Source organism: Streptomyces sp. NPDC041200, from assembly GCF_055591805.1.
This window is the reverse complement of sequence record NZ_JBVIZF010000009.1, coordinates 155,619-181,760: the sequence shown is the minus strand read 5'-3', so window position 1 is coordinate 181,760 and position 26,142 is coordinate 155,619. Positions and strand designations below refer to the sequence as shown.

23 protein-coding genes and 1 pseudogene are annotated in these 26,142 nt (G+C 71.2%); 9 read left to right on the top strand and 15 right to left on the bottom strand.

Annotated features, from left to right (window positions below):
• Positions 1 to 12 precede the first annotated feature (12 nt).
• The 3 genes from ectB to thpD are packed head-to-tail and all read left to right on the top strand — an operon-like array spanning position 13 to position 2,613.
• Positions 13 to 1,275, top strand: coding sequence for a diaminobutyrate--2-oxoglutarate transaminase (gene ectB, locus ACZ6CL_RS21900; protein ID WP_468937810.1), 1,263 nt, complete (start codon positions 13 to 15; stop codon positions 1,273 to 1,275).
• Between the two features lie 41 nt (positions 1,276 to 1,316).
• Positions 1,317 to 1,721 carry an ectoine synthase gene (locus ACZ6CL_RS21895; RefSeq protein ID WP_468937809.1) on the top strand — a complete coding sequence of 135 codons (405 nt, stop codon included), beginning with the start codon at positions 1,317 to 1,319 and terminating at the stop codon, positions 1,719 to 1,721.
• Between the two features lie 4 nt (positions 1,722 to 1,725).
• Positions 1,726 to 2,613: an ectoine hydroxylase gene (gene thpD / locus ACZ6CL_RS21890; RefSeq protein ID WP_468937808.1), complete on the top strand. Its 888-nt coding sequence runs from the start codon at positions 1,726 to 1,728 to the stop codon at positions 2,611 to 2,613.
• A 136-nt stretch (positions 2,614 to 2,749) separates the two neighbouring features.
• On the opposite strand, the gene ACZ6CL_RS21885 is transcribed toward thpD, so the two are convergent.
• Entirely contained in the window at positions 2,750 to 4,330 is a 1,581-nt protein-coding gene (locus tag ACZ6CL_RS21885) for an aldehyde dehydrogenase (NADP(+)) (protein WP_468937948.1), read from the bottom strand.
• Positions 4,331 to 4,416: 86 nt separating this feature from the next.
• On the opposite strand from ACZ6CL_RS21885, the gene ACZ6CL_RS21880 reads away from it, so the two are divergent.
• From ACZ6CL_RS21880 to ACZ6CL_RS21870, 3 genes are all read left to right on the top strand, one after another.
• Complete coding sequence (locus ACZ6CL_RS21880; protein WP_468937807.1) at positions 4,417 to 5,187, top strand: IclR family transcriptional regulator; 771 nt, start codon at positions 4,417 to 4,419, stop codon at positions 5,185 to 5,187.
• A gap of 32 nt (positions 5,188 to 5,219) precedes the next feature.
• Positions 5,220 to 5,804, top strand: a complete 585-nt coding sequence (locus ACZ6CL_RS21875) for a helix-turn-helix transcriptional regulator (protein ID WP_468937806.1) — start codon at positions 5,220 to 5,222, stop codon at positions 5,802 to 5,804.
• A 91-nt stretch (positions 5,805 to 5,895) separates the two neighbouring features.
• Positions 5,896 to 6,876, top strand: a complete 981-nt coding sequence (locus ACZ6CL_RS21870; RefSeq protein ID WP_468937805.1) for an aldo/keto reductase — start codon at positions 5,896 to 5,898, stop codon at positions 6,874 to 6,876.
• 87 nt (positions 6,877 to 6,963) lie between these two features.
• On the opposite strand, the gene ACZ6CL_RS21865 is transcribed toward ACZ6CL_RS21870, so the two are convergent.
• The 13 genes and pseudogenes from ACZ6CL_RS21865 to ACZ6CL_RS21805 form a co-directional block, all read right to left on the bottom strand.
• A complete protein-coding gene (locus ACZ6CL_RS21865) occupies positions 6,964 to 8,184 on the bottom strand; it encodes a right-handed parallel beta-helix repeat-containing protein (protein WP_468937804.1) in 1,221 nt (406 codons plus the stop codon).
• A 304-nt stretch (positions 8,185 to 8,488) separates the two neighbouring features.
• On the bottom strand, positions 8,489 to 9,799 hold the full coding sequence (locus ACZ6CL_RS21860; protein ID WP_468937803.1) for a pectate lyase family protein: 1,311 nt from the start codon (positions 9,797 to 9,799) through the stop codon (positions 8,489 to 8,491).
• Positions 9,800 to 9,845: 46 nt separating this feature from the next.
• Positions 9,846 to 10,661: a rhamnogalacturonan acetylesterase gene (locus tag ACZ6CL_RS21855; RefSeq protein ID WP_468937802.1), complete on the bottom strand. Its 816-nt coding sequence runs from the start codon at positions 10,659 to 10,661 to the stop codon at positions 9,846 to 9,848.
• A gap of 92 nt (positions 10,662 to 10,753) precedes the next feature.
• Complete coding sequence (locus ACZ6CL_RS21850; RefSeq protein WP_468937801.1) at positions 10,754 to 12,085, bottom strand: ABC transporter substrate-binding protein; 1,332 nt, start codon at positions 12,083 to 12,085, stop codon at positions 10,754 to 10,756.
• A pseudogene (locus tag ACZ6CL_RS21845) lies at positions 12,082 to 13,014 on the bottom strand (pectinesterase family protein); the annotation flags it as partial. The pseudogene ACZ6CL_RS21845 and the gene ACZ6CL_RS21850, both read right to left, overlap by 4 nt.
• Before the next feature lie 527 nt (positions 13,015 to 13,541).
• Complete coding sequence (locus ACZ6CL_RS21840) at positions 13,542 to 15,089, bottom strand: glycoside hydrolase family 43 protein (protein WP_468937800.1); 1,548 nt, start codon at positions 15,087 to 15,089, stop codon at positions 13,542 to 13,544.
• Positions 15,086 to 15,907: a DUF6807 domain-containing protein gene (locus tag ACZ6CL_RS21835; RefSeq protein WP_468937799.1), complete on the bottom strand. Its 822-nt coding sequence runs from the start codon at positions 15,905 to 15,907 to the stop codon at positions 15,086 to 15,088. Before ACZ6CL_RS21835 ends, ACZ6CL_RS21840 begins: the two co-directional genes overlap by 4 nt.
• Positions 15,908 to 15,927: 20 nt before the next feature.
• Positions 15,928 to 17,148, bottom strand: a complete 1,221-nt coding sequence (locus ACZ6CL_RS21830) for a Gfo/Idh/MocA family protein (protein WP_468937798.1) — start codon at positions 17,146 to 17,148, stop codon at positions 15,928 to 15,930.
• Positions 17,149 to 17,218: 70 nt separating this feature from the next.
• On the bottom strand, positions 17,219 to 18,127 hold the full coding sequence (locus ACZ6CL_RS21825) for a carbohydrate ABC transporter permease (protein WP_468937797.1): 909 nt from the start codon (positions 18,125 to 18,127) through the stop codon (positions 17,219 to 17,221).
• On the bottom strand, positions 18,124 to 19,029 hold the full coding sequence (locus ACZ6CL_RS21820) for a carbohydrate ABC transporter permease (protein ID WP_468937796.1): 906 nt from the start codon (positions 19,027 to 19,029) through the stop codon (positions 18,124 to 18,126). Before ACZ6CL_RS21820 ends, ACZ6CL_RS21825 begins: the two co-directional genes overlap by 4 nt.
• Before the next feature lie 113 nt (positions 19,030 to 19,142).
• Positions 19,143 to 20,915 carry an L-arabinonate dehydratase gene (gene araD, locus ACZ6CL_RS21815; protein ID WP_468937795.1) on the bottom strand — a complete coding sequence of 591 codons (1,773 nt, stop codon included), beginning with the start codon at positions 20,913 to 20,915 and terminating at the stop codon, positions 19,143 to 19,145.
• Positions 20,912 to 21,814 carry a dihydrodipicolinate synthase family protein gene (locus tag ACZ6CL_RS21810; protein WP_468937794.1) on the bottom strand — a complete coding sequence of 301 codons (903 nt, stop codon included), beginning with the start codon at positions 21,812 to 21,814 and terminating at the stop codon, positions 20,912 to 20,914. Before ACZ6CL_RS21810 ends, araD begins: the two co-directional genes overlap by 4 nt.
• 11 nt (positions 21,815 to 21,825) lie before the next feature.
• Positions 21,826 to 22,470: a GntR family transcriptional regulator gene (locus ACZ6CL_RS21805; RefSeq protein ID WP_468937793.1), complete on the bottom strand. Its 645-nt coding sequence runs from the start codon at positions 22,468 to 22,470 to the stop codon at positions 21,826 to 21,828.
• A 147-nt stretch (positions 22,471 to 22,617) separates the two neighbouring features.
• Here ACZ6CL_RS21805 and ACZ6CL_RS21800 point away from each other — a divergent pair, with 147 nt between their 5' ends.
• On the top strand, positions 22,618 to 23,151 hold the full coding sequence (locus ACZ6CL_RS21800) for a kinase (RefSeq protein ID WP_468937792.1): 534 nt from the start codon (positions 22,618 to 22,620) through the stop codon (positions 23,149 to 23,151).
• Positions 23,152 to 23,182: 31 nt separating this feature from the next.
• Here ACZ6CL_RS21800 and bla read toward each other — a convergent pair whose 3' ends face one another.
• Positions 23,183 to 24,094: a class A beta-lactamase gene (gene bla / locus ACZ6CL_RS21795; protein ID WP_468937791.1), complete on the bottom strand. Its 912-nt coding sequence runs from the start codon at positions 24,092 to 24,094 to the stop codon at positions 23,183 to 23,185.
• A gap of 174 nt (positions 24,095 to 24,268) precedes the next feature.
• On the opposite strand from bla, the gene ACZ6CL_RS21790 reads away from it, so the two are divergent.
• Both ACZ6CL_RS21790 and ACZ6CL_RS21785 read left to right on the top strand, forming a co-directional pair.
• The gene (locus ACZ6CL_RS21790) at positions 24,269 to 25,168 is read left to right on the top strand and encodes a LysR family transcriptional regulator (RefSeq protein WP_468937790.1); all 900 of its coding nucleotides are present in this window, start codon (positions 24,269 to 24,271) and stop codon (positions 25,166 to 25,168) included.
• A 26-nt stretch (positions 25,169 to 25,194) separates the two neighbouring features.
• A complete protein-coding gene (locus tag ACZ6CL_RS21785; RefSeq protein ID WP_468937946.1) occupies positions 25,195 to 26,070 on the top strand; it encodes a serine hydrolase in 876 nt (291 codons plus the stop codon).
• Positions 26,071 to 26,142: the final 72 nt, after the last annotated feature.

The window sequence follows — 26,142 nt, the reverse complement described above, 5'->3', positions numbered from 1 at the left end:
CAGGAGAATGCTGTGACCATCACCCCGCCCGCCCTGAGCGTCTTCGAGGCCCTGGAGTCGGAGGTGCGCAGCTACTGCCGCGGTTGGCCTGCTGTCTTCGACCGCGCGCAGGGCAGCCACATGTACGACGAGGACGGCCATACCTACCTCGACTTCTTCGCCGGTGCCGGATCACTCAACTACGGCCACAACAACCCGGTGCTGAAACGGGCGCTGATCGACTACATCGAGCGTGACGGCGTCACGCACGGTCTCGACATGTCGACCACCGCCAAGCGCGCGTTCCTGGAGTCGTTCCAGAACAACATCCTGCGCCCGCGTGACCTGCCCTACAAGGTCATGTTCCCCGGCCCCACGGGCACCAACGCGGTCGAGGCCGCGCTGAAGCTGGCCCGTAAGGTCAAGGGGCGCGAGTCGATCGTCTCGTTCACCAACGCCTTCCACGGGATGTCGCTGGGCTCGCTCGCCGTCACCGGCAACGCCTTCAAGCGCGCCGGCGCCGGTATCCCGCTGGTGCACGGCACCCCGATGCCGTTCGACAACTACTTCGACGGCACGGTCGAGGACTTCCTGTGGTTCGAGCGGCTGCTCGAGGACCAGGGTTCCGGCCTCAACAAGCCCGCCGCCGTGATCGTCGAGACGGTCCAGGGCGAGGGCGGCATCAACGTCGCGCGTCCCGAGTGGCTGCGCGCCCTGTCCGAGCTGTGCGAGCGCCAGGACATGCTGCTGATCGTCGACGACATCCAGATGGGCTGCGGCCGCACGGGTGCCTTCTTCTCCTTCGAGGAGTCGGGCATCACGCCGGACATCGTCACGGTCTCCAAGTCGATCAGCGGTTACGGCCTGCCGCTGGCGCTCACCCTCTTCAAGCCCGAGCTGGACATCTGGGAGCCTGGGGAGCACAACGGAACGTTCCGCGGCAACAACCCCGCGTTCGTGACCGCCGCCGCGACCCTGGACACCTACTGGGCCGACGGCCAGATGGAGAAGCAGACGCTGGCCCGCGGTGAGCAGGTCGAGCAGGGACTGCGCGCCATCTGCGAGGAGAACTCCGGCGTCAGCCACCGCGGCCGCGGTCTGGTGTGGGGCATGGAGTTCGAGGACAAGCCGCGCGCCTCGGCCGTCTGCAAGCGCGCCTTCGAGCTCGGCCTGCTGATCGAGACCTCCGGTCCGGAGAGCGAGGTCGTCAAGCTGCTGCCGGCGCTGACGATGACTCCGGACGAGCTGGACGAGGGTCTGCGGATCCTCGCCCGGGCGGTCCGCGAGACCGCCTGAACACCCTCAGTAACGCAACTGCAGAAAGGTAGCGACTCACCGTGATCGTCCGATCCTTCAAGGACATCGAGGGCACCGAGAGGCATGTAAAGGCCAAGTCGGGCACGTGGGAGAGCAAGCGGATCGTGCTCGCGAAGGAGCGGGTCGGCTTCTCCCTGCACGAGACCACGCTCTACGCGGGCACCGAGACGTCCATGTGGTACGCCAACCACATCGAGGCGGTCCTCTGCGTCGAGGGCGAGGCCGAGCTCACCAACGACGAGAACGGTGAGAAGCACATCATCACGCCCGGCACCATGTATCTGCTGGACGGCCACGAGAAGCACACCATGCGCATCAAAAAGGACTTCCGTTGCGTTTGTGTCTTCAACCCGCCGATCACCGGACGGGAGGACCATGATGAGAATGGGGTATACCCCCTGATCACCGAGACCGAGGAGGCATGATCCGATGACCACGGTCACTGACCTGTACCCGACCCGCGGTCCCATCGAGGTGGCCACGCCCCGCGTGGACCCCGTCGTGTGGTCCGACCCCGGGGCCGAGGGTCCGATGCAACCGTCCGAGCTGAGCGATTTCGATCGCGACGGCTTTCTGGCGATCGACCAGCTGATCACTCCGGACGAGGTCGCGGTCTACCGCGCCGAGCTGGACCGGCTGATCGTCGACCCGGACGTGCGCGCCGACGAGCGCTCGATCATCGAGCCGAAGTCGCAGGACGTACGGTCGGTGTTCGAGGTGCACCGGATCAGCGAGGTCTTCGCCAACCTGGTGCGCGACCCGCGAGTGGTGGGTCGCGCCCGGCAGATCCTCGGTTCGGACGTCTACGTCCACCAGAGCCGGATCAACGTCAAGCCGGGTTTCGGGGCCTCGGGCTTTTACTGGCACTCGGACTTCGAGACCTGGCACGCCGAGGACGGGCTGCCGAACATGCGGACCGTGTCGGTCTCGGTCGCCCTGACCGAGAACTTCGACACCAACGGCGGCCTCATGATCATGCCGGGGTCGCACCGTACGTTCCTCGGCTGCGCGGGCCAGACCCCGAAGGACCACTACAAGAAGTCGCTGCAGATGCAGGACGCCGGCATTCCGTCGGACGAGGCGCTGTCCGGCTTCGCCGACAAGCACGGCATCAAGCTGTTCACCGGCAAGGCCGGTTCGGCGACGTGGTTCGACTGCAACTGCATGCACGGCTCGGGCGACAACATCACGCCCTACTCGCGCAGCAACGTCTTCATCGTGTTCAACAGCGTGGAGAACACGGCGGTGGAGCCGTTCGCGGCGCCGGTACGGCGGCCGGAGCACATCGGGGCTCGGGACTTCACCCCGGTGACGTGAGCCACCGGTCCCCGTGACCGTGGATGGCCAGGGGGAGGGCGTGTGCGCCCTCCCCCTGGCCATCTGCGTTGTGCGGAGCCATCCGCGGCCATCCCCGGCGTGCGGGGCCCCGGCGTGCGGGGCCCCGGCGTGCGGGTCAGCCGCGCTGTTCCCGGATGCCGTTCACCCGGCGGGGCAGCCCGAGCGGGTTCTCGTCGCGCAGCTCCGGCGGGAGCAGCGCGGGCGGGGTGTCCTGGTAGCTGACCGGCCGCAGCCAGCGCTCGATGGCGGTGCCGCCGACCGAGGTGGAGGTGGAGGTGGTCGCCGGGTACGGACCGCCGTGGTGCTGGGCGGGGGCGACGGCGACACCGGTCGGCCAGCCGTTGACCAGGACCCGGCCCGCGAGCGGGGTCAGCTCGGCGATCAGCTCACCGGCCCGGCCCTCGGTGCCCTCGGCCTCGGCGGCGGAGATCTGGACGGTGGCGGTCAGGTTGCCCTGGAGGCGTCCGAGGACGGCGGTGACCTCGGCGTCGCTCTCGTACCGGGCGACGATGGTCACCGGGCCGAAGCACTCCTCCAGCAGCACATCGTGCGGGCCCTGCTCGGCGAGGCGCCGGGCCGGGACGGTGAGGAAGCCGGGGCTGACGCTGTGCTCGCCGCCGGAGCCCGGGGTCACCGGGGCGTCGACGTCCGCCAGCTCGGCGCGCTCCTTGACGCCCGCGACGAAGCTGTCCCGCATGCGGTGGTCGAGCAGCACCCCGGCGTCGGTGTTGCTGACGGCCTCGGTGAGCGACTTCACCAGCGCGTCCCCGGCCGCGCCCGCGGGCGCCAGCACGAAGCCGGGCTTGGTGCAGAACTGGCCCACGCCCAGCGTCATCGAACCGCCGAGCCCGGAGCCGATCTGCTCGCCACGCTCGGCGGCGGCCGCCTCGGTGACCACGACCGGGTTGAGGCTGCCCAGCTCGCCGTGGAAGGGGATCGGCACCGGCCGGGCGGCCGCGGCGTCGTACAGGGCGCGGCCGCCGCGGATCGAGCCGGTGAAGCCCGCGGCGGCGACCAGCGGGTGCTTGATGAGGTCGATCCCCGCGTCGAAACCGTGCACCACGGAGATCACGTCGGCGGGCAGCCCGACCTGCTCGGCGGCCCGGCGCAGCGCGGAGGCGGCCACCTCGGAGGTCGCGGGGTGGTCGGGGTGCGCCTTGACGACGACCGGGCAGCCCGCGGCGAGCGCGCTCGCGGTGTCGCCGCCGGGCACGGAGAAGGCCAGCGGGAAGTTGCTGGCGGCGTAGACGGCGACGACGCCGATCGGCAGCTTGTAGCGGCGCAGATCGGGCCACGGCGGGGTCTGGGTGGCGTCGGCGTGGTCGACGTGGACGTCGAGGAAGGCACCCTCGTCCACGATGGTCGCGAAGGACCGGAGCTGATAGCTGGTACGGGCCAGCTCGCCGGTGAGCCGGGCCGGGCCGAGCGCGGTCTCCGCGTCGGCGGCCTCGACCAGCGTGTCGCGGGCCTCGTCGAGCAGATCGGCGGCGGTGCGCAGGAAAGCGGCGCGCACCGTACGGTCGGCGAGGGAGCCGCGTGCGGCGTCGGCCGCCCGCACCACCTTGTCGATCTCCTCAGCCGTGGCTTCGACCGCTACCTGCTCACGCTGCTTTCCGGTTCGGGGGTCGACGCTCCACACTGGTGCTGACACCGCGGATTCCTCCTGCTGTGTTACCGCTGCTTGCGTCCCGCACATCGACTGTTGTTCGATATGCTGAACGCTGTCCCGGTTGATGAATTCCATCGGGACTCTATGGCTGGTCGAACAGAGGGGTCAAGGCGATGACAGCTGCCGAGACGGGCGGGGCCCAGGTCAAGTCGGCGGTCCGCACGGTCGAACTGCTGGAGTTCTTCGCCGGCCGGCCCGGGATGCACAGTCTGGCATCCGTGCAGGAGGCCGTGGGCTACCCCAAGTCGAGCCTGTACATGCTGCTGCGCACCCTGGTCGAGCTGGGCTGGGTGGAGACGGACGCGACCGGCACCCGATACGGCATCGGGGTGCGGGCGCTGCTCGTCGGCACGTCGTACATCGACGGCGACGAGGTCGTGGCCGCCGCCCGCCCCTCCCTGGACCGGCTCTCGGACGACACCACCGAGACCATCCACCTCGCGCGGCTCGACGGCACCAACGTGGTGTACCTCGCCACCCGCCAGTCCCAGCACTATCTGCGCCCCTTCACCCGCGTCGGCCGCCGCCTCCCGGCCCACTCCACCTCGCTGGGCAAGGCGCTGCTGGCCACGTACACCGACGAGCAGGTGCGCAAGCTGCTGCCGGAGACGCTGAGCCCGCTCACCGAACACACGCTGACCGACCGCGAGAAGCTGATCGAGGAGCTGCACGTCATCCGCGAGCAGGGGTACGCGGTGGACCGCGAGGAGAACACCCTGGGCCTGCGCTGCTTCGGCATCGCCATCCCCTACCGCACCCCCTCCCGGGACGCCATCAGCTGCTCGGTGCCGGTGGCCCGGCTCACCGCGGCCCATGAGCAGATGATCAAGGACGCGCTGTTCGACGCCCGCGACCGCCTCACCCTCGCCACCCGCCGCCTCTGACGCTCTGGCCTTTCCGGTCTTCCGGCCTGGGGATGACGGCCGTCTCCGCCGCACGGCGGGGGCGGATCACCGGACAGGACCTCGGCGGGCCCCCGCCGGGCGACGCTCTGCCGCCGGTCGTCTCCCGCGAGGCGTACCGCATCGTGCAGGAGGGGCTGAGCAACGCCCTGCGCCACGCCGGACCGGTGCCGGTGCGGGTACGGGTGCGGATGACCAGATGCGGCGGCGAGTTGGAGATCAGGATGGAGAACCCGGTGAGCGCCCCTGCGCATCGTGCTGGCCGACGACGAGCGCTTGGTCCGCACATCGACGGCATCCGGGCCACCGAGCAGATCCTGCGGACCGTACCGGAGCCGCCGCGGATCATCGTGGTGACCACCTTCGAGAACGACGCGTACGTGTACGACGCGCTGCGCGACCGGCTCTCCGAGCGGGAGGCGGAGGTGCTGCGCCTGATGGCCACCGGCCTGTCCCACGCCGAGATCGCCGACCGGCTGACCGTGGGCCCGGCGACCGTCAAGACCCACGTGGCGGCGGTCCTCGGCAAGCTCGGCGTCCGGGACCGCACCCAGGCGGTGATCGCGGCCTACGAATGCGGTTTCGTCACCCCGGGCTGATCCAGGGCTGATCCAGGGCTGACATCCGGCGCCCGAAGTGGTCTTCTGTGGCCACTGCCGAGAGTGGCCACTGCCGAGAGAGGAGACCGCCATGGAGTACGCACGACTGGGCATGTCGGGGATCAAGGTGTCGCGGATCTGCCTGGGCATGATGAGCTACGGCGACCCCTCGTACCGGGCATGGCAGCTGGACCTCGACGCGTCCCGGCCGATCGTGCGGCGGGCGGTGGAGAGCGGGGTGACGTTCTTCGACACCGCCGACATGTACGCGGTCGGCCGGAGCGAGGAGATCACCGGCGAACTGCTGGCCGAGTGCTTTCCGCACCGCGACGACTACGTGCTGGCCACCAAGGTCTACAACCCGATGGGCCCGGGCCCCAACGACCGCGGCCTCTCCCGCAAGCACATCCTGGCCGGGATCGACGCCTCGCTGCGGCGGCTGGGCACCGACCATGTGGACCTGTACCAGATCCACCGCTACGACCACGAGACGCCGATCGAGGAGACGATGGAGGCACTGCACGACGTGGTGCGCGCCGGAAAGGCCCGCTATATCGGCGCGTCCTCGATGTACGCGTGGCAGTTCGCGAAGGCCCAGCACACGGCGGATACGCATGGCTGGACGCGGTTCGTCTCCATGCAGAACCACTACAACCTGCTGTACCGGGAGGAAGAGCGCGAGATGAACCCGCTCTGCCTCGACCAGGGCGTCGGTGTCATCCCGTGGAGCCCGCTCGCCCGCGGCCTGCTGGCCGGTACCCGCGACCGCGACCGCACCGGCCCCACGACCCGCGCTGCCAACGACCCCCTGGTCGAGCGGTGGTACGCGGACGCTGACTTCGACATCGTCGACGTGGTGCGCGAGGTCGCCGCGGAACGCGGCGTCTCCCCCGCCCAGATTGCCCTGGCCTGGCTCCTCAGCCGCCCGGCCGTGACGGCCCCCGTCGTCGGCGCCACGAAGTCGTCCCACCTGGACGACGCGGTGGCGGCGGTGGACCTGACCCTCACGGAAGACGAGATCACCCGCCTGGAATCCCCCTACCGCCCCCGCCCCATCCAGGGCCACCAATAGCCCCACGACCTTGGGCTCCGCCCCGGTGCCCCCGGCCCGCCGCCCCTCCGGGGTCGGGCCGGGGCGGGGCTCGCGCGGTGCGCGGGGTTAGTCCATCGTCGAGCCGACTTCCGTGCTTCCGGCGACCACCAGGAAACTGGTGACGGGCAGCGAGCCGTCCTGGCGGCGGGACTCGTACGCGGTTCCCGGTTCGGTCGTCACGAAGGGCGGGGTGATCGAGGCGTCCGGTTTCCAGTTGTTGCCCCGGGAGACCCCCAGCTCCCCGGTGTCGGCCTGGCCCCGGCCGTTGGCGACGGCGAGGTTCTGCTGCAGCAGGACGCGGGAGTCGGGGAAGGAGTAGCCCTGGCCCTCGTTGGCGTAGGCGGTGGTGCGCAGCAGCCGGAGGGCGCCGGTGTTGCCGCCCGCGGCGAAGCCGTTCTTGGAGTTGTTCCAGGCGGCGGACGCCCGCACGACATGGGCGGGGGCGGGCGCCGCCGCGGTGTCCGCGCCGAGCTGGAAGCCACTGCCATCGCCCTCGAAGTCGCGGATGCCCCAGCGGTTGACGCCGTTGCCCCAGGCCCAGGAGTGGTCGATGGCGACGGGGCTGGCCCACATCCACAGGTCGAGGCCGTCGTCGCTGTTGTCGAAGAGGCGCGACCCGGTGACGACGTTGCCGGAGCCGGAGCCATGGGTGATCGCGAGGCCGTCGGCCCTCTTGCCGCCGGTGGCGTCGTCGTGGTTGCCGTAGGAGTCCAGGTTCCGGATGAGGTTGTCGTCGGTGTCGTCGCCGCGGAGGGTGACCCCGGTGTCGCCGTTGCCGCGCGCCGTGAGGTTGTTGAAGACGCCGTGCGAGCAGGAGGTGCAGACCAGGCCGCCGCCGGGGGCGTTGCGCAGTTCGAGACCGGAGACGGTCCAGTAGTCGGCGCTGAGGGAGAGCAGGGAGGCGCCGCCGCGGAGCCGGGAGCCGTCGACCCTGACCTTCTCGCCCTGGTACGGCCGCAGGTGGACGCGGTCCCCCTCGGTGCCACTGACGGAGCTGCGCAGGGTCCGGGCCGGGTAGTACGTACCGCCACGGACCTCGATCGTGGTGCCGGGCTTCGCCACGGCGAAGGCCTTCTCCAGCGTGCGGTACGGAGATGCCAGCGTGCCCGTCTGGCTGTCGCTGCCGCCGGGCGCCACGTAGACGGCGGTCGGGACGGCGCTCGCGCCCTCCGGGGAGGCGGTCAGGTACACCCCGGCAACAGCCGACGCCATGATCACGGCGCCGCCGAGGGACAGCGTGCGGTCCTTGCGACGGCGATGGCGACCGCGGCTTCGCCTCACTCTCATGGCAACTCCTGTTCTGCGTCGAGAGAGCGGGCCGTGGGATCCTGAACGACCCGCTCCATGGCGTAGTTGCCGCCGATCCAGATTAGGTTGCCGCCGTCTCAAGGATTCTCAGATTACGGAATCGCGATCGTCCAGCGATAGACCATGACAACTCTTGATCATTCTGCGACCAGCATTGCTCGGTCGTCCAATTGAAGTTGACTCAAGGCGTCAGGGATGTGTGAGGGGTGCGGGAGAGGTGAAGGGGAGGCCAGGCGGGGCCAGTTGACACCAGGCCTCCCCCCGTTCGAGGGCCCGCCGGGCGTCAGAGGCGGCCCGCGCCCGCGTCCTTGCCGACGATGCCGGGCACCGCGCGCGGTGCGTCGACGCGCGGACGAAGTGTCGGGGTCCAGCCCGCGTCGCCGCCCAGCTGCTCATCGGGGACGCCCGCGTTGTGGAGGGCGAGGAGGTCGGCGGCCTTGCCGCCGAGGTGGTTGTTCTTGGCGGTCAGCGCCGTGCCCTTCCACTTCTTGATGATCGTCGCGGGGTCGACGGAGGAGGGCACCGTGAAGGCGTTGGCCTCGGCGTAGAGCTGGGACTCGACGCCGACGCCCCAGCTGTACGCGTAGCCGCTTCGGGGCGCCACGAAGTGGTTGTTGTACGCGTCGACCTTGCCGAACCGCACCCGCGGCGCGCGCTCCACGATGTTCTTGAAGAGGTTGTGGTGAAGGGTGACGCGGAGCTTGCCGCGGTCCGTGGCGCCCGCGCTGTCGCTGTTGCCGATCATCAGCGTCTTGTCGTGGTCGGCGAACACGTTCCAGGAGGCGGTGACGAGGTCGGCGCCGCGCACCACGTCCAGTTCGCCGTCGTGCTGCTGGTAGAGGCGGCCGAAGTAGCTGGGCTGGGCGCTGTCGGGGCGGCGGCCGTCGGTGAACGTGTTGTGGTCGACCCAGACGTGGGTGGCGCCGTACACCACCAGGTTGTCGTACTCGGAGTTCCAATTGCCGTCGTCACCGTCGGTGGGGTCCCAGGCGGGGAAGCAGTCGAAGGCGTCCTCGAAGGTGAGGTTGCGGACGATGACGTTGTCCACGCCCCGGATCTGCAGGCTCGCCCCCAGCAGCCGGGCGTTCCGGCCGACGCCGAGGAGGGTGGTGTTGGAGCCCACCTTCAGCTCGACGCGCTCGTACTGCCGGGCGGCGGACGCGGCGCGGGCGTCCTCCTGGGGGCCGGACGGCGCGGTCTTGCCCCAGGTGGCGGGGTCGTACGCCGCCAGGTACGCGTCCAGGGAGTAGCCATCGGTCGCGTAGTCGGCGCAGGACAGCGGCTTTCCGGCGGCGTCGGTGTTGGCGTCGATCGTTCCCTTGACGTAGATCAGCCGCGGGGTCGCGTCGCCGTCGCCGAGGGCCTTCACCAGCTCGGCCCGGTTGGTGACCGTGAAAGTGTGCGCCTTGTCGGCCTTGGCGCCGCCGGTGGTGCCGCCGTCGGCGGAGGCCCAGCCGTCACCGACCGGGAGGGCGCCCCGGGCGGCCTGTGTGGCCTGGGCGTCCTGGGCGGCGGCCGAGGGGCCCTGGGCCACGCCGAGGGCGAGTGCGGCACAGCCGAGCACGGCGGCCATGCGGGCATGACGTCTGAACATGACGGCTCCTGTGAACAAGGAAGGGAAAGGGAAGGGGTGAAGGGAACTACCAGCTGATCCAGCTGTCCGGGATCGCGGTGTCCAGCCGCCGCATGTCGCGCGGCCGCAGCACCCGCCGGGCCGCCAGCTCCCGCGCGACGAGCCGGGCCACCTCGATCGCGCCGTGCGGCTGGAAGTGGGTGTTGTCCTGGCGCCCGGCCGGGTAGTTGGGCGACTCCCCCGGCTCCAGCCAGTTGAAGTAGCCCTGGGTGGCCTCCGGCCCGATCCGCTGCCACAGCGCGATGCTGGATGCCTGGATGTCGAGCAGCGGCACGCCCTCGACGCGGGCGAGGCGGCGTACGGCGTCGGGGTACGCGCCGTGCGTGGGCAGGGCGTTGCCCGCCGCGTCGAACTTACGGCGCTCCACGGAGGTCAGCAGCACGGGGCGCGCGCCGCGCTCGCGCGCGCCGTCGAGGTAGCGCCGCAGGTACTGCGGATACGTGGTCTGCGGATCGGTACCGCGCGCCGGGTCCTCGGTCTTCTCGTCGTTGTGGCCGAACTGGACGAGGAGGAGGTCGCCGGGGCGGAGGGCGGCCAGGATGGGCGCGAGCCGCCCCTCGTCGTAGAAGCTCTTGGAACTGCGGCCGTTGACGGCGTGGTTGGCGACCGTGAAGCGGTCGTCCGCCAGGAAGAACGGCAGGGCCATGCCCCAGCCGGTCTCGGGCGCGGCGGTGGGCTGCTTGGTCGCGGCGGTGGAGTCGCCCGCGAGGTAGACGGTGATGCGGGAGCGGGGGCGGGAGTGCGCCTGGGCCGTGCCGGTGGCGGCGAGGGTGAGGGGCAGTGCGGCGAGGGAGGCGGCCGCGTGTCTTCGGGTCAGGGACATGGGCTCGGTGGATGCCTTTCGCAAGGGGCGTACGGGGCGGCCGCCGGTGCGGTGCGGCCGCCCCGTACGCCGGTTCAGGGGCCGGACCGCCGCTACTGGTGGTCCTTCCATTCGGCCTGTGCCGCGTTCAGCTCCTTCGCGACCTTGTCGCAGAAGGCCTTGGCGGTCATCTGGCCGAGCAGCACCTTCTGGAAGCTGGGCTCGTTCTCGGCCTTGCTGATGTTGTTCCAGTCCGGGAGGTAGTACGGCAGCTGGACGACCTTGGTCTGCGGGTCGTTCAGCGACTCCAGCGCGGCCTTGGTCGGCGGGGCCTTGCTGATCCAGGCGTCATCGGCGGCGCCGATGTTGGCGGGGATCGCGCCGACGTCCTCGTTCCAGAGGCTGTTCATCTCCGGGGAGGCCGCGAACTCGATGAACTTCCAGGCGGCCGCCTTGTTCTTGCTCGCCTTGAAGAGGCCGAGGCCGTCGACCGGGTTGGAGACGATCGTGCGGGCCGATCCGGCCTGGGACGGGGGCAGCGGTATGCCCGCGATCTTGTCCTTGCCGAGCTGCTTCACGTGGTCGACGTAGGAGCCGAGGTTGTGCTGCAGCATGCCGATGTCGCCCTGGTCGAACTGGGCGACCATCTTGGCGAAGTCGTTGTTCAAGTCGGCGGCGGGGGTGACCTTCTTGAAGAGGGCGATGTACTTCTCCAGCGCCGCGACGTTCTTGGGGTCGTTGAGGGTCGTCTTGTCGCCGTCCCAGAACGAGGAGATGCCGGACTGGGCGTACATCATGTCCAGCGCCTGGGCGACCGAGCCCGCGCCGCCGCGCAGGGTGAAGCCGAACTTGTTCTTGCCCTTGTCGGTCAGCTGGTCGGCGGCCTTGTAGAAGGCGTCCCAGGTCGTCGGGGCGGGCAGCTGCGCCGTCTTGAACAGGTCGGTGCGGTACCAGAGGGTGCCCTGGTTGGCGGAGGTCGGGACGGAGAACAGCTCCTTCTCGTCGCCTCCGGCCGCGCGGACGCTCTCCACCATGTTCTTGATCAGCTTGCCCTTGAGGGAGCTGTCCTCGATGCGGTCGGTGACCGGGTCCAGGGCGCCCTGGGCGGCGAGGTTCGCCAGGTACGCGGTGCCGACGCCGCCGACGTCGGGGAGGCTGTCCCCGCCGCTCGAGATAGCCGTGTCGTACTTCGACTGCACGTTGGTGATCGGGATCGGGACGTACTTGACCTTGATGTTCGGGTTCTTGTCCTCGAACTTGGCGATGATCTTCTTCCAGACCTTCGTCCGGGGGCCGCCGTTGTTGTCCCAGAACGTGATCGTGCCCTTGCCGGAGCCCTCCTCGCCGGTGGACGATCCGTCGTCGCCGCAGGCGGTGGCGGTGAGGGCGAGGGTGAGGACGGCGGCGACGGCCGCGGCGGTGCGAGTGGCTGTGGCTCTGCTCATGAAGCGCATCTCCTGGTGTGGTGTTGGGGTGCCCAGCCGTCCGCCCCGGCGAGGTAGTCGGCGACCTCGTGGTCCGCGGCGTCGGCCTCGTCCATCTGCGGCCGTGTCGCGGCGGGGTCCGGCCCCGCCGCGCCCGGTCCGGTGTTGCGGTACTCGGTGAAGCGGGCCTCCTGCCACGGGAATCCGCTCATGTCCGTCCAGGGGGCGGACTTGACCGCGGCGGGGAGGTACGTGTCGCGGATGAGCACCTGGGCGATCGCGTCCGGCTCCCCGCCGGGGTGCCACGGGCGCCCGAGGTGGAAGGTCTGATCGGGCGCGTCGCTGAGGATGCGGCTGCGGGTGATCAGGAAGCCGTACGGGTTGTTCTTCCAGGTGCTCGCGGCGGTGATGTAGCCGTTGTTGGTGTCGCTGCCGCGGGTGAGGGCCTTGATGGTGGAGCGCTCGATGACGGTGGTGGCGCGGCCGTAGATGAAGTCGACGTCGCCCTCGATGTACGCGTCGCGGATGTACACCCGGCTGTTCGTCGTCAGCTTCGGGCTCTCCGTCATGAGGGTGTCCTGATTGCCCAGGAAGGCCGTGTCCCGGAAGACGATCCGGTCGCCGGTCGTCTTCATGGCCAGCGCCTGTTCGCCCTTGAGGTCGTGAGCCGCCTCGTCGAAGTCGTTGACGAAGGTGAGGCGGCGGGCCGTGACGTCGCTCGCCGCGATGAGCACGGTGGCGCTGCCGGTGGATCCGCCGTACTCGGCGGGGGTGTCGTGGACGATGGTCGTGTCCGCGCGGTGCCGACCCGTGCCGAGGAGGGTGAGGTGGGGTTTGTCGGCGGGGATGCGGACCTGTTCGCGGTAGGTGCCGGGGGCGATGGCGAGGGTGACGGGCTTGTCGTTGCCGGACGGTACGGCGTCGATGGCGGCCTGGACGGTACGGAAGTCCCCGGTGCCGTCGGCGGCGACGCGCAGGGTTTGCCGGTGTGCGCTTGCGTTCGCGCTGGGCGCGCCGCCGAGGACCACGAGAAGGGTGGCCGCCAGGGTGAGCGCCATCGTGGCCGGTGTACGCGACCGACCCGCGGGCTGGTGGCCGCCGGTATGAGCGCCGTCGTGCCCCCGGTGCGTGGCCCGGTGCGGGCCGGGTTGTGCCCACCCGTTCCGCCCCGCAGAACGCCTGCCCACAACCTTGGCAGGCCCCGGCCCCAGCCCGCCCCGGGGCGCATCCCCGTGAGCACCTGGGGACGCGGTTCCGGCACGGCCCGGGGCGCAGGCGTGAGCGGGGTCCGGGGCGCGGCCCCGTGTAGAGTCCGCCGGGTGGGCCGGGGGCTGGGGCGCAGCACCGTGGGGGTCCGGGGCGGAGTCCCGAGGGGGGGCCGGGGGCGTAGCCCCGGCGGGGGACGGGGCGCAGCCCCGTGGGGGGCTGGGGGCGTAGCCCCCGGTTTCGGGAAGGGGCGGGGTGGGGGACATCTCCATCACTCCTGGCCAGGCGTCGCGTGGAAGTCGGTGAAGGCCGCGTGGCCCGAGGCGCCTTGGCCTGGTGGGGCCGTGGCGAAGAGGGCCAGGTGGGCGGCCACCCAGCGCCAGGGGGTGGCCGCGAAGACCGGGCCCGACGGGCGGAAGCCGTCGCCGGTGTCGGCGGAGAAGCGGCAGCGGGCGCCCGGCGACACCTCGACGCGGAGGCGGGCCCAGCCCGCCGGGGCCGGGCGGGGGTGTTCCGCGTCGCGCTCACGCTCGGCGGTGACGCTGGCGAAGCGGTGGACCAGGCGGACGCCGTCCGCCGCCCGCTCCAGGCCGATCCAGCCGAACGCGTCGCCCAGCACCGCCAGCCCGGCCCGGGCACCCACGGCCTCGCTCGTCAGGGCCAGGTCGACCGTGGTCGTGAAGGATTCGGCGGGGAGTCGTTGCACCAGGACGTTCGGCAACCCCCGCAGGTCGTCCACCGCTTCGTGGCGGTGGCAGGTGAGCCACAGGCCGGGGCCGTCGTGGGCCGTCGTCCAGCCCGGCGCCGGGTTGGCGGTCCAGGACCACTGGGGGCCGTACCGGCCATGGGGGAAGGTGTCGTCGACGGCCGGGGCACACGGCTCGGCGGCCGTGCCCTTCGGCTTGCGGTACCAGGACACCGGCTCGCCCTCGTCGCCGACCACCGGCCAGCCCGCGTCGTCCCACCCCATCGGCTGAAGGTGCACCACCCGCCCGTACGCCCCGCGCTGCTGGAAGTGCAGGAACCAGTCCTCGCCCGCCGGGGTGTCGACCCAGGCGCCCTGGTGCGGGCCGTTGACGTCGGTGCGGCCCTGGGCCAGGACCGTCCGCTCCTCGTACGGGCCGAAGAAGTCCCGCGCGCGGAACGCGCCCTGCCAGCCGGTCTCGACCCCACCCGCCGGGGCGAAGATCCAGAACCAGCCGTCGCGCCGGTAGAGCTTGGGGCCCTCCAGGGTGAACCACCCGGGGATGGCGTCGCCGTCGACGATGATCCGGCCCTCGTCGAGGAGTTCCCGCCCGTCCGGGCTCATGCGGTGCCCGGTGAGCCGGTTGTTGACGCCGGAGCGGGACTTGGCCCAGGCGTGGACGAGGAAGGCGTTGCCGTGTTCGTCCCACAGCGGGCAGGGGTCGATCAGCCCCTTGCCCGGCTTGATCAGGTGCGGGGCGCTCCACGGGCCGCGCGGGTCGCGGGCGTTGACCTGGTAGACACCCGCATCCGGATCGCCCCAGAAGATCCAGAAGCGGCCGTCGTGGTGGCGGATGCTGGGCGCCCAGACGCCGCAGTCGTGACGCGGGAGGGCGAAGGCGTCGGCGGGTTCGAGCCGGTCCAGGGCGTGGCCGAGGATGCGCCAGTTGACGAGGTCCCGGGAGTGCAGGATCGGGAGCCCGGGGGCGCGTCCGAAGCTGGAGGCGGTGAGGTAGTAGTCGTCGCCGACGCGCACGACGTCCGGGTCGGACCAGTCGGCGTTGAGGATGGGGTTGCGGTACGTACCGTCCCCGAGGTCGGCCCGCCACAGCGGCCCGCCCGTACCCCCGCTCATACGGCGGCCCCCTTGTCCGACAGCTGTCCCGCGATCCGCGCCGCCTCGTCCCGCTCCAGACAGCCGTCCGCGACCGCGGTGACGACGCGCCGCGTCACGGTGTCGGCGGGGGCGATCGTCAGGGGACGTTCGGGGGCGGCGAGGGCGGAGCCGACCCCGGGGTGGTCACCGGTGCGGACGTACCAGGGCGCGGACCGGGTCTCGCCGGTCGCCCCGGCGAAGACCAGCGTCCAGTCCTCGGCGGCGAGCGCCACCCAGTCCGCGGGCCGCCCGTGCACGGCGGCCTCGCCCTCGCGGCCCGCGCTGAAGGCCCGCGGCGGCTGCGGTCGGCGCGGCGCGCTCCAGAAGAAGCCGCCGCCGGACGCGGTGACGTCCTGCCCGGTCACATTGGTGAGCGCCGTGGTGAAGTCCAGCGCCCAGCACTCCGCCGACAGCGGCCGCACCGCGACCGTGCGCCGCTCCAGCAGGAGTTGCCGTCCGCCCGCGCTCCAGGCCAGCTCCTCCACGAAGCCGTCCGGGTCCCGCAGCAGCCAGCCCAGATGGCGCTGGCTGCCGTAGGTGGTGACGGGGCTCGGTCCGCCCCCGAAGTTCCGCCCGGCGATGTCCGGTACGGCCATGGACACACCCAGCTGGGCGGCGGGGTGGCTCCCGGTGCGCAGATCGGTGACCGTGATGCCGCCGAGGGTCCGTACCGGGTGCAGATACGGACGCGGGGCGAGCGTCCCGGCGAGCTGCGGCCGGTGGACGTACGTACCGACGGGCCGGTTCTCGTGGCGCAGCACGGTGCAGGGGGGACGGTTGGTGAAGGGTGCGTTCATGGGTGCGTTCATGGGTGCGTTCATGGGTGCGGGACCTCCGCGGGGGGTGCGGCCCAGGGGGCGCGCAGTTCGGAGTACAGAGCGAGGCGCTCGGCCCCGGCGGCGACCAGCTGGTCGATGCCGGTGACGACGCGCCGCTTCGCGGCCGAGGAGGCGCCCGCACCGGGTTCGGTGCGCCAGGCGTCCACGGGCAGCGGGACCGGTGCGGGGGCGGTACGGACCGCCTCGACGACGCGCATGAACGCGCCGGTGCGGTCCGGGGGGACGAGCAGTTCGGTGCCGTCGCGCACATGGGCCGCCAGGTTCGCCAGCAGGTCGGTGCGCTCGTAGAGGGTGGTCTCGGGGGGCGCTCCCGCGCACTCGACCCGGACCCGGTCCTGCTTGTACCAGAAGGTGATACGGCCCTGTTCGCCGTGGACGACGACGTACGGCTCGCCGGGCTCCTCCGCGCACAGGGTGACGGCGGCGGTGATCGTCGTACCCCAGCAGGTCCGCACCCGCAGGCAGGAGGTGTCGTCGGCCTCGATGTCGTTGGCCCGGTACAGCTCCAGTTCCAGGGCGGTGATGTCCTCGGCGCGGTCGGCGCCGTCGATACGCAGGGCGGTGGCGACGGCGTGGGCGAGGGGGTTGGTGAGGACGCCGTCGATGACGTCACGGCCGTCCAGGGTGCGGTGCCCGGCCCAGGGGGCGCGCGTGTAGTACGTCTCGTCGCGCGACCAGGCCCCGGCGGCGCCGATGCCCCGTACGGTCCCGATGGCGCCGTCGGCGATCAGCTTCCGGATGGCGGGCACGGCGTGGGAGCCGAGGGACTGGAAGCCGATCTGGCACGCGGCGCCGCGCTCCGCGAGCCCGTCGCGCAGCTGGGTGAACTCGGCGTACGAGGGCGTGGGCGGCTTCTCCAGCAGTACGTGCGCCCCCTGCTCGGCGGCGGTGAGGGCGAGGTCGGCGTGGGTGTGGATCGGGGTGCAGATGACGGCGATCCGGGCGCCGGTACGGGCCACCAGCGCACCGAGGTCCCCGGACTGCTCGGGCCCGGAACCGGATGCGGAACCGGCCCCGGGCGCGCCGAAGCCGTCGCCCAGCTCCTCGGCGTCGAGCGGCCGGAGTTCGCACACCCCGGCCAGCCGCACCAGCCCCTCCCCCGCCAGCCGCCGGATGTTCTCCAGGTGCCAGCGGCCGTGTCCCCGCGCGCCCGCGAGAACGACGGGCACGGGTGCGTCCCCCTGGTGCGTCGTGCGCATGCTCGGACCTCCTTGTCCTCTCGTCCGCTTGTCCGCTTGTCCGCTTGTCCGTGTAAACAGTGACCGGGGGTCAGCCCTTGACGGCGCCCGCGCTGAAGCCGGTGATCAGCCACTTCTGGATGAAGGCGAAGACGATGACCACCGGCACCGCCGCGATCACCCCGCCCGCCGCGAGGGCCCCCAGGTCGACGCTGTCGGCACCGATGAGGGTGTTGAGGCCGACCGGGATGGTCTGTGTGTCCTGCGAGCTGAGGAACATCAGCGCGAACAGGAAGTGGTTCCAGCTGTGGACGAAGGCGAAGGAGCCGACCGCGATCAGCCCCGGCCGCAGCAGCGGCAGCACCACCGCTCCGAAGGCCCGCAACCGCCCGCAGCCGTCCACCCAGGCCTGTTCCTCCAGGGAGACCGGCACGTTCCTGATGAAGCCGCTGATCAGGATGATGGACAGGGGCAGTTGGAAGACGGTCTCCGCGATGATCACGCTCCCCAGCGAGTTGATCATCTGGAGGTTCTTGAAGATCTCGAAGAGCGGTACCAGCATCAGCGCGCCCGGGATGAACTGCGAGGCGAGCAGGGCCAGCATGAAGCCCTTCTTGATGCGGAAGTCGAAGCGGGCGAGCGCGTAGCCGCCCGCGAGCGCGACCACCGTCGTCATCAGCAGCGAAGCGACGCCGACGATCATGCTGTTCTGGAAGAAGGTCCCGAAGGCGCGCTCGTTCCAGACCTTCGCGAAGTGCTCCCCGGTGACCGGCCACGGCACCAGCGAGGTGGAACCCGCCGGGCGGAGCGCGAAGAGCAGCATCCAGTAGAAGGGGATGAGGGTGAACAGCAGATACAGGCCCAGCGGCGCGTAGATCTGCCAGCGCGGTACGCCGTCGTCGATCGAGCGGCCGCGCCGCTTGCCGGGGGCGGCGGGCGAGGCGGGGGCTGCGGGGGCGGCCTCGGACCGGTGGTCCTGTTCCGCGAGTGCGGCCTTCACTTGGTGTCGCCTCCGAACTTGCTCAGGCGCAGATAGAGAATCGAACAGAAGAGGAGGATCACGAAGGCGACCGTGGTCAGCGCGGAGGCGTAGCCGAAGTCATGGCCGTTGATCCCGGTGTTGGCGACGTACAGCGGCAGCGTGGTGGTCTGCCCGGCGGGTCCGCCGCCGGTGAGGGTGTAGAGCAGGTCGACGTTGTTGAACTCCCACACCCCGCGCAGCAGGGTCGACAGCACGATGGCGTCCTTCAGGTGCGGCAGCGTGATGTGGAAGAACTGCCGGGCCCGCCCGGCGCCGTCGACCGAGGCCGCCTCGTAGAGGTCCTTGGAGATGGACTGGAGGTCGGCGAGGATGAGGATGGCGAAGAAGGGGACGCCGCGCCAGAGTTCGGCGAGGACGGCGGCCCAGAACACGGTGCCGGTGTCCGAGAGCACGGAGGTGCCGTACGTACCGATCCCGGCGTCCGCGAGATAGCGGCTGACGCCGGTCGACGGGTTGTAGAGCAGCATCCAGATGGTGGTGGTCAGCACCCCGGAGACGGCCCACGGCGAGAAGACCAGGGCGCGGGCGATGCCGCGTCCGATGAAGGTCTGGTTGACCAGCAGGGCCAGCGCGACGCCGAGGACGAGCTGCAGCAGCACCTCGGTGACGACCCATTTGCCGCTGAACGCCAGCGCGTCCCAGAACTGCGGGTCGTCGGTGAAGATGCGGGTGAAGTTGTCGAAGCCCGCGTAGCCGTTCCGCCAGGGCTTGGTGACGTTGTAGTTCTGCAGGCTGTAGTAGAGGACGCTGAGCATCGGATAGGCGATGAAGCCCAGCATCAGCAGCCCGGCGGGGGCGATCAGCAGGTACGGGAGGCGGCGTGGTGTCGCTCCCGTACGTTTCGCCACGGCGTTGGCCATGACTGCTTCTCCGTTCTCAGGGGGAAGCGCTTACTGCGGTGAGTCACCGGCCAGGAAGCGCTTTCCGTACGTTGTTCGAGATACCGTGCAAAATTTTTTGCGGGGTCTGGCCCTCAGCCCGCGTACGGTTCCGGCACCGCGCCGTCCCGGGCCAGGAAGCGGAAGTCGCAGCCGGTGTCGGCCTGGGTCATCTGCTCCTGGTAGAGCGCCCCGTAGCCGCGTTCGTAGCGGGGCGGCGGGGCCGTCCAGGCCGCCCGGCGCCGCTCCAGCTCGGCGTCGTCCACCTCCAGCCGCAGCACCCGCGCCGCCACGTCGAGCGTGATCAGGTCGCCGTCGCGGACGAGGGCGAGCGGTCCGCCGATGTACGACTCGGGCGCGATGTGCAGCGCGCAGGCGCCGTAACTGGTGCCGCTCATCCGGGCGTCGGAGATCCGCACCATGTCCCGCACCCCCTTCTTCAGCAGGTGGTCGGGGATCGGCAGCATGCCGTACTCGGGCATGCCGGGCCCGCCGAGCGGACCGGCGTTGCGCAGCACCAGCACGGTGTCCTCGGTGATGCCGAGGGCGGGGTCGTTGATGGTGGCCTGCATCGTCTTGTAGTCGTCGAAGACGACGGCGGGCCCGGTGTGCTTGAGCAGGTGCTGATCGGCGGCGATGTGCTTGATGACCGCGCCGTCCGGGCACAGGTTGCCGCGCAGCACCGCCACTCCGCCCTCCTCGGCGAGGGGATTGTCGCGCGGCCGGATGACGTCCGGGTGGTGCACGAGGGCGCCGTCGAGCTGTTCGCGCAGGGTGGTGTGGGCGGCGGTGGGCCGGTCCAGATGCAGCCGGTCGGTGAGCCGGGAGAGGAACCCGGGCAGTCCCCCGGCGAAGTGGAAGTCCTCCATCAGGTACCGGCCGCCGGGGCGGAGGTTGGCGAGGACGGGCACGGTACGGGCGATCCGGTCGAAGTCGTCGAGCGTGAGCCGCACCCCCGAGCGCCCGGCCATGGCGATCAGGTGGATGACGGCGTTGGTGGAGCCGCCGAGCGCGAGCACGGTGGTGACCGCGTCCTCGTACGCGTCCCGGGTGAGGATCTCGGAGAGCCGCAGGTCCTGCCAGACCAGCTCGACGACACGCATCCCGGAGGCCGCGGCCATCCGCTCGTGCCCGGAGTCGACGGCCGGGATGGACGAGGCGCCCGGCAGGGTCACGCCCAGCACCTCGGCGGCGGCCGTCAGCGTGGACGCGGTGCCCATGGTCATGCAGTGGCCGGGCGAGCGGGCGATGCCGCGCTCCAGTTCGGCGATCTCGCAGTCGCCGATGAGCCCGGCGCGCTTGTCGTCCCAGTACTTCCACATGTCGGTGCCCGAGCCCAGCACCTCGTTGCGCCAGTGCCCCGGCAGCATCGGCCCTGCGGGCACGAAGACGGTCGGCAGATCGGCGGTGGCGGCGCCCATGAGCAGCGCCGGGGTGGACTTGTCGCAGCCGCCGAGCAGCACGGCGCCGTCCACCGGGTACGAGCGCAGCAGCTCCTCGGTCTCCATGGACAGCAGATTCCGGTACAGCATCGGAGTCGGCTTCTGGAAGGTCTCGGAGAGGGTGGAGACCGGGAATTCGAGCGGGAATCCGCCCGCCTGCCAGACCCCGCGCTTGACCGCCTGGGCGCGGTCGCGCAGGTGGACGTGGCAGGGGTTGATGTCGCTCCAGGTGTTGAGGATCGCGATGACCGGCTTGCCGAGGTGTTCCTCGGGGAGGTAGCCGAGCTGGCGGGTGCGGGCCCGGTGGCTGAAGGTGCGTAACCCCTCGGTGCCGTACCACTGGTGGCTGCGCAGCTCCTCGGGTCTTCTGCGCGGGCGGCTCGCGGCACCGCCCGTACCTCCGCTCACCGCGCCGGCGCCGCTCATAGCGCCCATCCCTCTATCAGCGCGGCCACCTCGGCACGCTGCGGCTCCGGCAGCAGGCGGCTCGGCGGGCGGACGTCGCGGCGGCACAGGCCGAGCGCGGCCAGCGCCTCCTTCACCACGGTCACGTTGTTGGCCGACTGCCGGGCGGCCCGCAGATCCTCGAACGGCCGGATCTGCTCCCACACCTTCATCGCGGCCGCGTAGTCCCCGGCACGCAGCGCGCCCAGCATGTCCAGCGAGAGCTTCGGGGCGACGTTGACCAGGCCGGAGGTGAAGCCGGTGGCGCCGACGGACCAGTACGAGGGCGCGTACAGCTCGGCGAGCCCGGCCACCCATACGAACCTGTCGAGCCCCGCGTCCCGGGCGAACGCCGCGAAGCGGGCCGCGTCCGGGACCGCGTACTTCACCCCGATCACGTTCGGGCACGCCTCGCCGAGACCGGCCAGCGCCTCGCCCTCGATCAGCGGGTTGCGCAGATACGGCACCACGCCCAGCTCCGGGACCGCCTCGGCGATCTCGCGGTGGTAGTCGACCCAGCCGTCCTGTGACACGTACGGATGCACCGGCTGGTGCACCATCACCATCTGCGCCCCGGTCTCGCGGGCGTGCCGCGCGGCGTCCACCGCCGTCGCCACGTCCTGCCCGACCCCCACCAGCACGGCGGCCCGGCCGGCCGCCTCCTCGACGCTCAGCTCGGTGCACAGCCGCCGCTCTTCCAGGGTGAGGGCGTAGAACTCCCCGGTGTTGCCGTTCGGGGTGACGGCCCGTACGCCGCCGTCGAGAAGCCTGCGCAGCAGGACGCGGTAGGTGGTCCGGTCGACGGCGCCGGTGGCGTCGTACGGGGTCACCGGGATCGCCACGACGTCCGCGAGCGCGGTTCTCAGCGGTGTGAAGTCCATGCGGACCCTCTCTAGTGTGTGTCCGGGTCGGGGAAGGCCCGCTGGACGAAGGACGAGATGTGGTGGTGCAGCGCGCGGGCGGCGCCGTCGGCGTCCCCGTCGTGCGCGCGGGCCAGGATCTCCCGGTGCTCCCGCGCCTCCCGCTCCCAGGACGGCACCGCCTGCCAGGCGACGGCCGACACCAGCGCCGCCTGGTCGCGCAGTTCGTCGAGCATCCGGGTCAGCAGCGGGTTGCCGCAGGGGAGGTAGAGCGAGCGGTGGAAGTCCCGGTTGGCCAGCGACCGGTCGGCCTGATCGGCCGCCGCGTCCGACCGTTCCAGCGCGGCCCCCGCCGCCGCCAGGCTCGCCCGCGCGGTGACGGTCCGCCGCAGCGCCTCGGGCTCCAGCAGCAGCCGTACGTCGTATACGGCGCGCGCCATGGCCGTGTCGACGGTCCGCACCGTCGCGCCCTTGTACGCGCTCATCACCACGAGCCCCCGGCCCGCCAGGGTCTTCAGCGCCTCCCGCACCGGCGTCTTCGACACCCCGAACTGGGCCGCCAGCTCGGTCTCCACGAGCGGCTGCCCCGGTTGCAGCCGTCCCGTGAGGATGGCGTGCTTGACCGCTTCCAGCACGTACTGAGTACGGGACGGAATCGGGCTGGGGGCGATGTCCATGGGGGCTCTCAGATCTCACGTATCGCGTCTCATATATGACGTACGAAGTACGACGCGATGAAGTTAGGGCGGCTCCACGGATTCGTCAACGGTCCTGACGAAACTTCAACTTTTCGCGCGAGTAACGCGTTTGGCATGCTGGCTGGCATGACGACGGGCATGATGGCGGGCTCTTCCACGACGCGGCTGATCCTGCTGCGTGGCAACTCCGCGTCCGGCAAATCCTCCGTCGCCGCCGAACTGCGCGCCCGCTACGGGCGGGGCCTCGCCCTGGTCGCCCAGGACACGCTGCGCCGCGACGTGCTGCGCGAGCGGGACGTCCCGGACGGCGCGAACATCGGGCTCATCGACACCGTCGCGCGCTACGCCCTCGACCACGGCTACCACGTGGTGGTCGAGGGCATCCTGCACGCGGCCCGCTACGCCCCGATGCTCGATGCCCTGCGCCAGGACCACCGGGGCGCGACCCACGCGTACTACCTCGACGTCCCGTTCGCCGAAACGGTGCGCCGCCACGCCACGAAGCCGCTGGCGGCCAAGTTCGGCGAGGCGGAGCTGCGCCGCTGGTACCGCCCGCTGGACCTGCTGCCGGACGGCAGCGAAACCGTCATCCCCGCGACGAGCGGCCTTGACGACACCGTGGCCCGCGTCCTGCGGGACGCGGGCCTGGAGCCGAGCTAGGCGCTAAGCGCTAAGCGCTAAGCGCTAAGCGCTAGGACAGTGTGTCGGCCACTACCGACGCCGTCTCCGCGATCAGCTTGTCGTCGTGCTCGTCGTCCTTCCCGGAGCGGTTCGTCAGGACCGCCATGACGAGGGGCGCGGCGCCGGGGCGCCACACCACGGCGATGTCGTTGCGGGCGGCGTAGAAGAAGCCGCTCCCCGTCTTGTCACCGACCACCCAGCCCTTCGGCACCCCGGCCCTGATGAGGGCGTCCCCGGTGGTGTTGGTCTTCAGCCACGTCGTCAGCTGGGCGCGTTCGGGCTTGGGGAGGACGTCTCCGAGGGCGAAGGCGCGCAGGTCCTTGGCCAGCGCACGCGGCGTGGTGGTGTCCCGCGTCTCGCCCGGAACCCACTTGCTCAGCTCGGGCTCGACGCGCTCCAGCCGGGTGACGTCGTCGCCCACCTTCCTGATCTCGCGTTCGAGCCCCTTGGGCCCGCCGAGCGCGTCGAACATCAGGTTGGCCGCGGTGTTGTCGCTGTAGCGGACGGCGGCGTCGCACAGCTCGCGCAGGGTCATCCCGGTGTCGACGTGCTTCTTGGTGATGGGCGAGTTGTCGATCAGGTCGTCACGGGAGTACGTGATCACCTTGTTCATCTGGCTCGGGGAGTGGGTGCGCAGCACGGCCCCGGCGGCGAGCGCCTTGAACGTGGAGTGGAACCCGAAGCGCTCACCGTCCCGGTAGGCCACCTCGCGTCCGGTGCCGGTGTCGAGGGCGTAGAGGCCGAGCCGTGCGTCGAACTTCCGCTCCAGGGCCTTCAGTTCGGCGGTGTACGGCGTGCTGTGCGCGATCGGCGTCGAGGCGGCGGCGGGCGCGGGGTCGTTCCTGCCGCAGGCCACGACCGGGACGAGGAGCAGCGCGGCGAACGCGCCGAGCGCGGCGCGGCGGGCACGGGTGAACTGCATGGGCAACCTCCAAGACGGCCCCTGGGCAAGGGAAGCCAGGGGTGTGGGTGTCATGAGTGCGTGAATGCTTGAGTGCGGGAACACCTTCACCGCCGGGCACTCATGCGGTCCAATACGCTCACGCGCCGCTTCATGCGGATTCGGCATAGCCGAGCTGGCATAGAGTGGCGATTCATGGATCTTGTCGGGGCATGCCGTGCGTTCGTCAGCGTGAGCGAATGCGGCAGTTTCACCGTCGGAGCGGCCGCCGCCCGGATGTCCCAGTCGGTGGCCAGCCGTCGCGTCGCCGCCCTGGAGGAACGCTTCGGTGAGCCGCTGTTCGAGCGCACGTCGCGGCGGCCCGTCCTCACCCCGTTCGGCCGGGACATGCTGCCGACGGCCCGGCAGCTCGTCCAGGCGGCGGACGTGCTGCTGCACGAGGCCGAAGCCGTCAAGCGCAAGCCGTGGCGGCTCGCGGTGCCCGGCATCTGCTCCACGGCCGGTCTCGCCCGCCTCGTCGCCGAGGCCCGGGGGCTCGGCGTCACCCTGGATCTCCGGGTCGCGGCACCGGCGCGGCGCGGCGAACTCCTCCATGCCGAACAGGTGCGCGCGGCCCTGCTCGCGGTGGTGCCGGACGACGCGGCGTGGTCCGTGCCGCTCGGACTCGCCGGTGCCGTCGATCCCGGTGTGCGGCGCGTCTACCTGGAGACACTGCGGGTCGGACGGGCCTCCTCCGGCCCGGCCCGGCGCGTCTGGATCCAGCCGGAGGACGACGTGCCGCACATCCGCGATCCGCTGGCCCGGCTGCGCGACGCGGTCGGCCTGCGGCCCGCTCAGCTCGTCACCGCGACCGACCTGACCACGGCCGTGGCGGAGGCCCTCCGCACGCGGGACGTCCTGCTCTGCTCCCCCGCCCAGGCCGCCGAACTCGACCTGCACTGGCGGCCCGTGGGCGAGCTGGCCCTCAGCCGGGGGTACGCGCTCGCCGTCGCGGAGGGCAGTCCACAGCACATGGAAACGCGCCTGGGCGGGGCCATAGCCCGCTGCCTGGGTGCCGGAAGCGCAGGAAGCGCCGGAACGGAAGCTGGATCGTGAACAACACCGAAGCCCTGCTCCACGACATGCGGCGGCAGCTGCACGACGGCGGCCTGCGCGGCTGCCTGCTCGTACGGGACCTGCACACGGGCGAGGAGCTGGGGATCGACCCGGACACCCAGTTGCCGTCGGCCTCGCTGGTCAAGGTCCCGCTCGCGCTGGCCACGGCGGAACGCATCCGGCGGGGCGAGCTGGACGGGTCGACGCTGCTCGACGTCCACCCCGGGCGGATCACCACGCCCGGCCCCACCGGGCTGAGCCGTTTCCGCCACCCCGCGCGGGTGGCGATCGACGACCTGCTCTACCTGAGCACCTGTCTGAGCGACGGAACGGCCGCGGACGCGCTGTTCGCCCTGACCCCGCCCGCTCGGGTCGCCGATCTGTTGCACGAGTTCGGTCTGCGGGACATCACCGTCCGCCACACGATGGGTGAGCTGTCCGACACCCCCGTGGAACGCTTCGACGCCACCCAGGTCGATCTGGCCCACGCCCTCGCCATCGGCGCCGGTACGGGCGGCCGCGGACACCGAGTACCGCAGCTCGACACGACCCGCGCCAACACGGGCAGCGCGCGCTCGTACGTCGACCTGCTCCAGGCCTTGTGGACCCCGTCGAAGATTCACCCCGAGGTGGCGGAGCGGGTGCGGGCGCTCATGGCCCACAACGTCCTCCGTCACCGCCTCGCGCCGGACTTCAGCTCGGACGCCACGAGGTGGTCGTCCAAGACCGGCACCCTGCTGAACCTCCGCCACGAGGTGGGCGTGGTCGAGCACGCCGACGGCCAGACCTTCGCCATCGCGGCCCTGACGGAGTCCGAGGTCCCGGCCTCGATCCAACCCGGAGCGGAAGCGCTGATGTCCCAGGTGGCCCGAACCCTACGCGACCACTTACGCCAGCTCTGACGGTTCGCGTGCGTGTGCGGGTCCGTGGTCGGGTCGCACCCACCCGTTCTGCCCGGGGAACGATTGCCCACA

What these genes read in the sequence shown, in the direction of transcription:
- thpD (WP_468937808.1), top strand. Translation starts at nt 1,726, where the DNA reads ATGACCACGGTCACTGACCTGTACCCGACCCGCGGTCCCATCGAGGTG.
- ACZ6CL_RS21885 (WP_468937948.1), bottom strand. Translation starts at nt 4,330, where the DNA reads ATGTGCGGGACGCAAGCAGCGGTAACACAGCAGGAGGAATCCGCGGTG.
- ACZ6CL_RS21880 (WP_468937807.1), top strand. Translation starts at nt 4,417, where the DNA reads ATGACAGCTGCCGAGACGGGCGGGGCCCAGGTCAAGTCGGCGGTCCGC.
- ACZ6CL_RS21875 (WP_468937806.1), top strand. Translation starts at nt 5,220, where the DNA reads ATGACGGCCGTCTCCGCCGCACGGCGGGGGCGGATCACCGGACAGGAC.
- ACZ6CL_RS21870 (WP_468937805.1), top strand. Translation starts at nt 5,896, where the DNA reads ATGGAGTACGCACGACTGGGCATGTCGGGGATCAAGGTGTCGCGGATC.
- ACZ6CL_RS21865 (WP_468937804.1), bottom strand. Translation starts at nt 8,184, where the DNA reads ATGAGAGTGAGGCGAAGCCGCGGTCGCCATCGCCGTCGCAAGGACCGC.
- ACZ6CL_RS21860 (WP_468937803.1), bottom strand. Translation starts at nt 9,799, where the DNA reads ATGTTCAGACGTCATGCCCGCATGGCCGCCGTGCTCGGCTGTGCCGCA.
- ACZ6CL_RS21855 (WP_468937802.1), bottom strand. Translation starts at nt 10,661, where the DNA reads ATGTCCCTGACCCGAAGACACGCGGCCGCCTCCCTCGCCGCACTGCCC.
- ACZ6CL_RS21850 (WP_468937801.1), bottom strand. Translation starts at nt 12,085, where the DNA reads ATGAGCAGAGCCACAGCCACTCGCACCGCCGCGGCCGTCGCCGCCGTC.
- ACZ6CL_RS21840 (WP_468937800.1), bottom strand. Translation starts at nt 15,089, where the DNA reads ATGAGCGGGGGTACGGGCGGGCCGCTGTGGCGGGCCGACCTCGGGGAC.
- ACZ6CL_RS21835 (WP_468937799.1), bottom strand. Translation starts at nt 15,907, where the DNA reads ATGAACGCACCCTTCACCAACCGTCCCCCCTGCACCGTGCTGCGCCAC.
- ACZ6CL_RS21830 (WP_468937798.1), bottom strand. Translation starts at nt 17,148, where the DNA reads ATGCGCACGACGCACCAGGGGGACGCACCCGTGCCCGTCGTTCTCGCG.
- ACZ6CL_RS21820 (WP_468937796.1), bottom strand. Translation starts at nt 19,029, where the DNA reads ATGGCCAACGCCGTGGCGAAACGTACGGGAGCGACACCACGCCGCCTC.
- araD (WP_468937795.1), bottom strand. Translation starts at nt 20,915, where the DNA reads ATGAGCGGCGCCGGCGCGGTGAGCGGAGGTACGGGCGGTGCCGCGAGC.
- ACZ6CL_RS21810 (WP_468937794.1), bottom strand. Translation starts at nt 21,814, where the DNA reads ATGGACTTCACACCGCTGAGAACCGCGCTCGCGGACGTCGTGGCGATC.
- ACZ6CL_RS21805 (WP_468937793.1), bottom strand. Translation starts at nt 22,470, where the DNA reads ATGGACATCGCCCCCAGCCCGATTCCGTCCCGTACTCAGTACGTGCTG.
- ACZ6CL_RS21800 (WP_468937792.1), top strand. Translation starts at nt 22,618, where the DNA reads ATGACGACGGGCATGATGGCGGGCTCTTCCACGACGCGGCTGATCCTG.
- bla (WP_468937791.1), bottom strand. Translation starts at nt 24,094, where the DNA reads ATGCAGTTCACCCGTGCCCGCCGCGCCGCGCTCGGCGCGTTCGCCGCG.
- ACZ6CL_RS21790 (WP_468937790.1), top strand. Translation starts at nt 24,269, where the DNA reads ATGGATCTTGTCGGGGCATGCCGTGCGTTCGTCAGCGTGAGCGAATGC.
- ACZ6CL_RS21785 (WP_468937946.1), top strand. Translation starts at nt 25,195, where the DNA reads ATGCGGCGGCAGCTGCACGACGGCGGCCTGCGCGGCTGCCTGCTCGTA.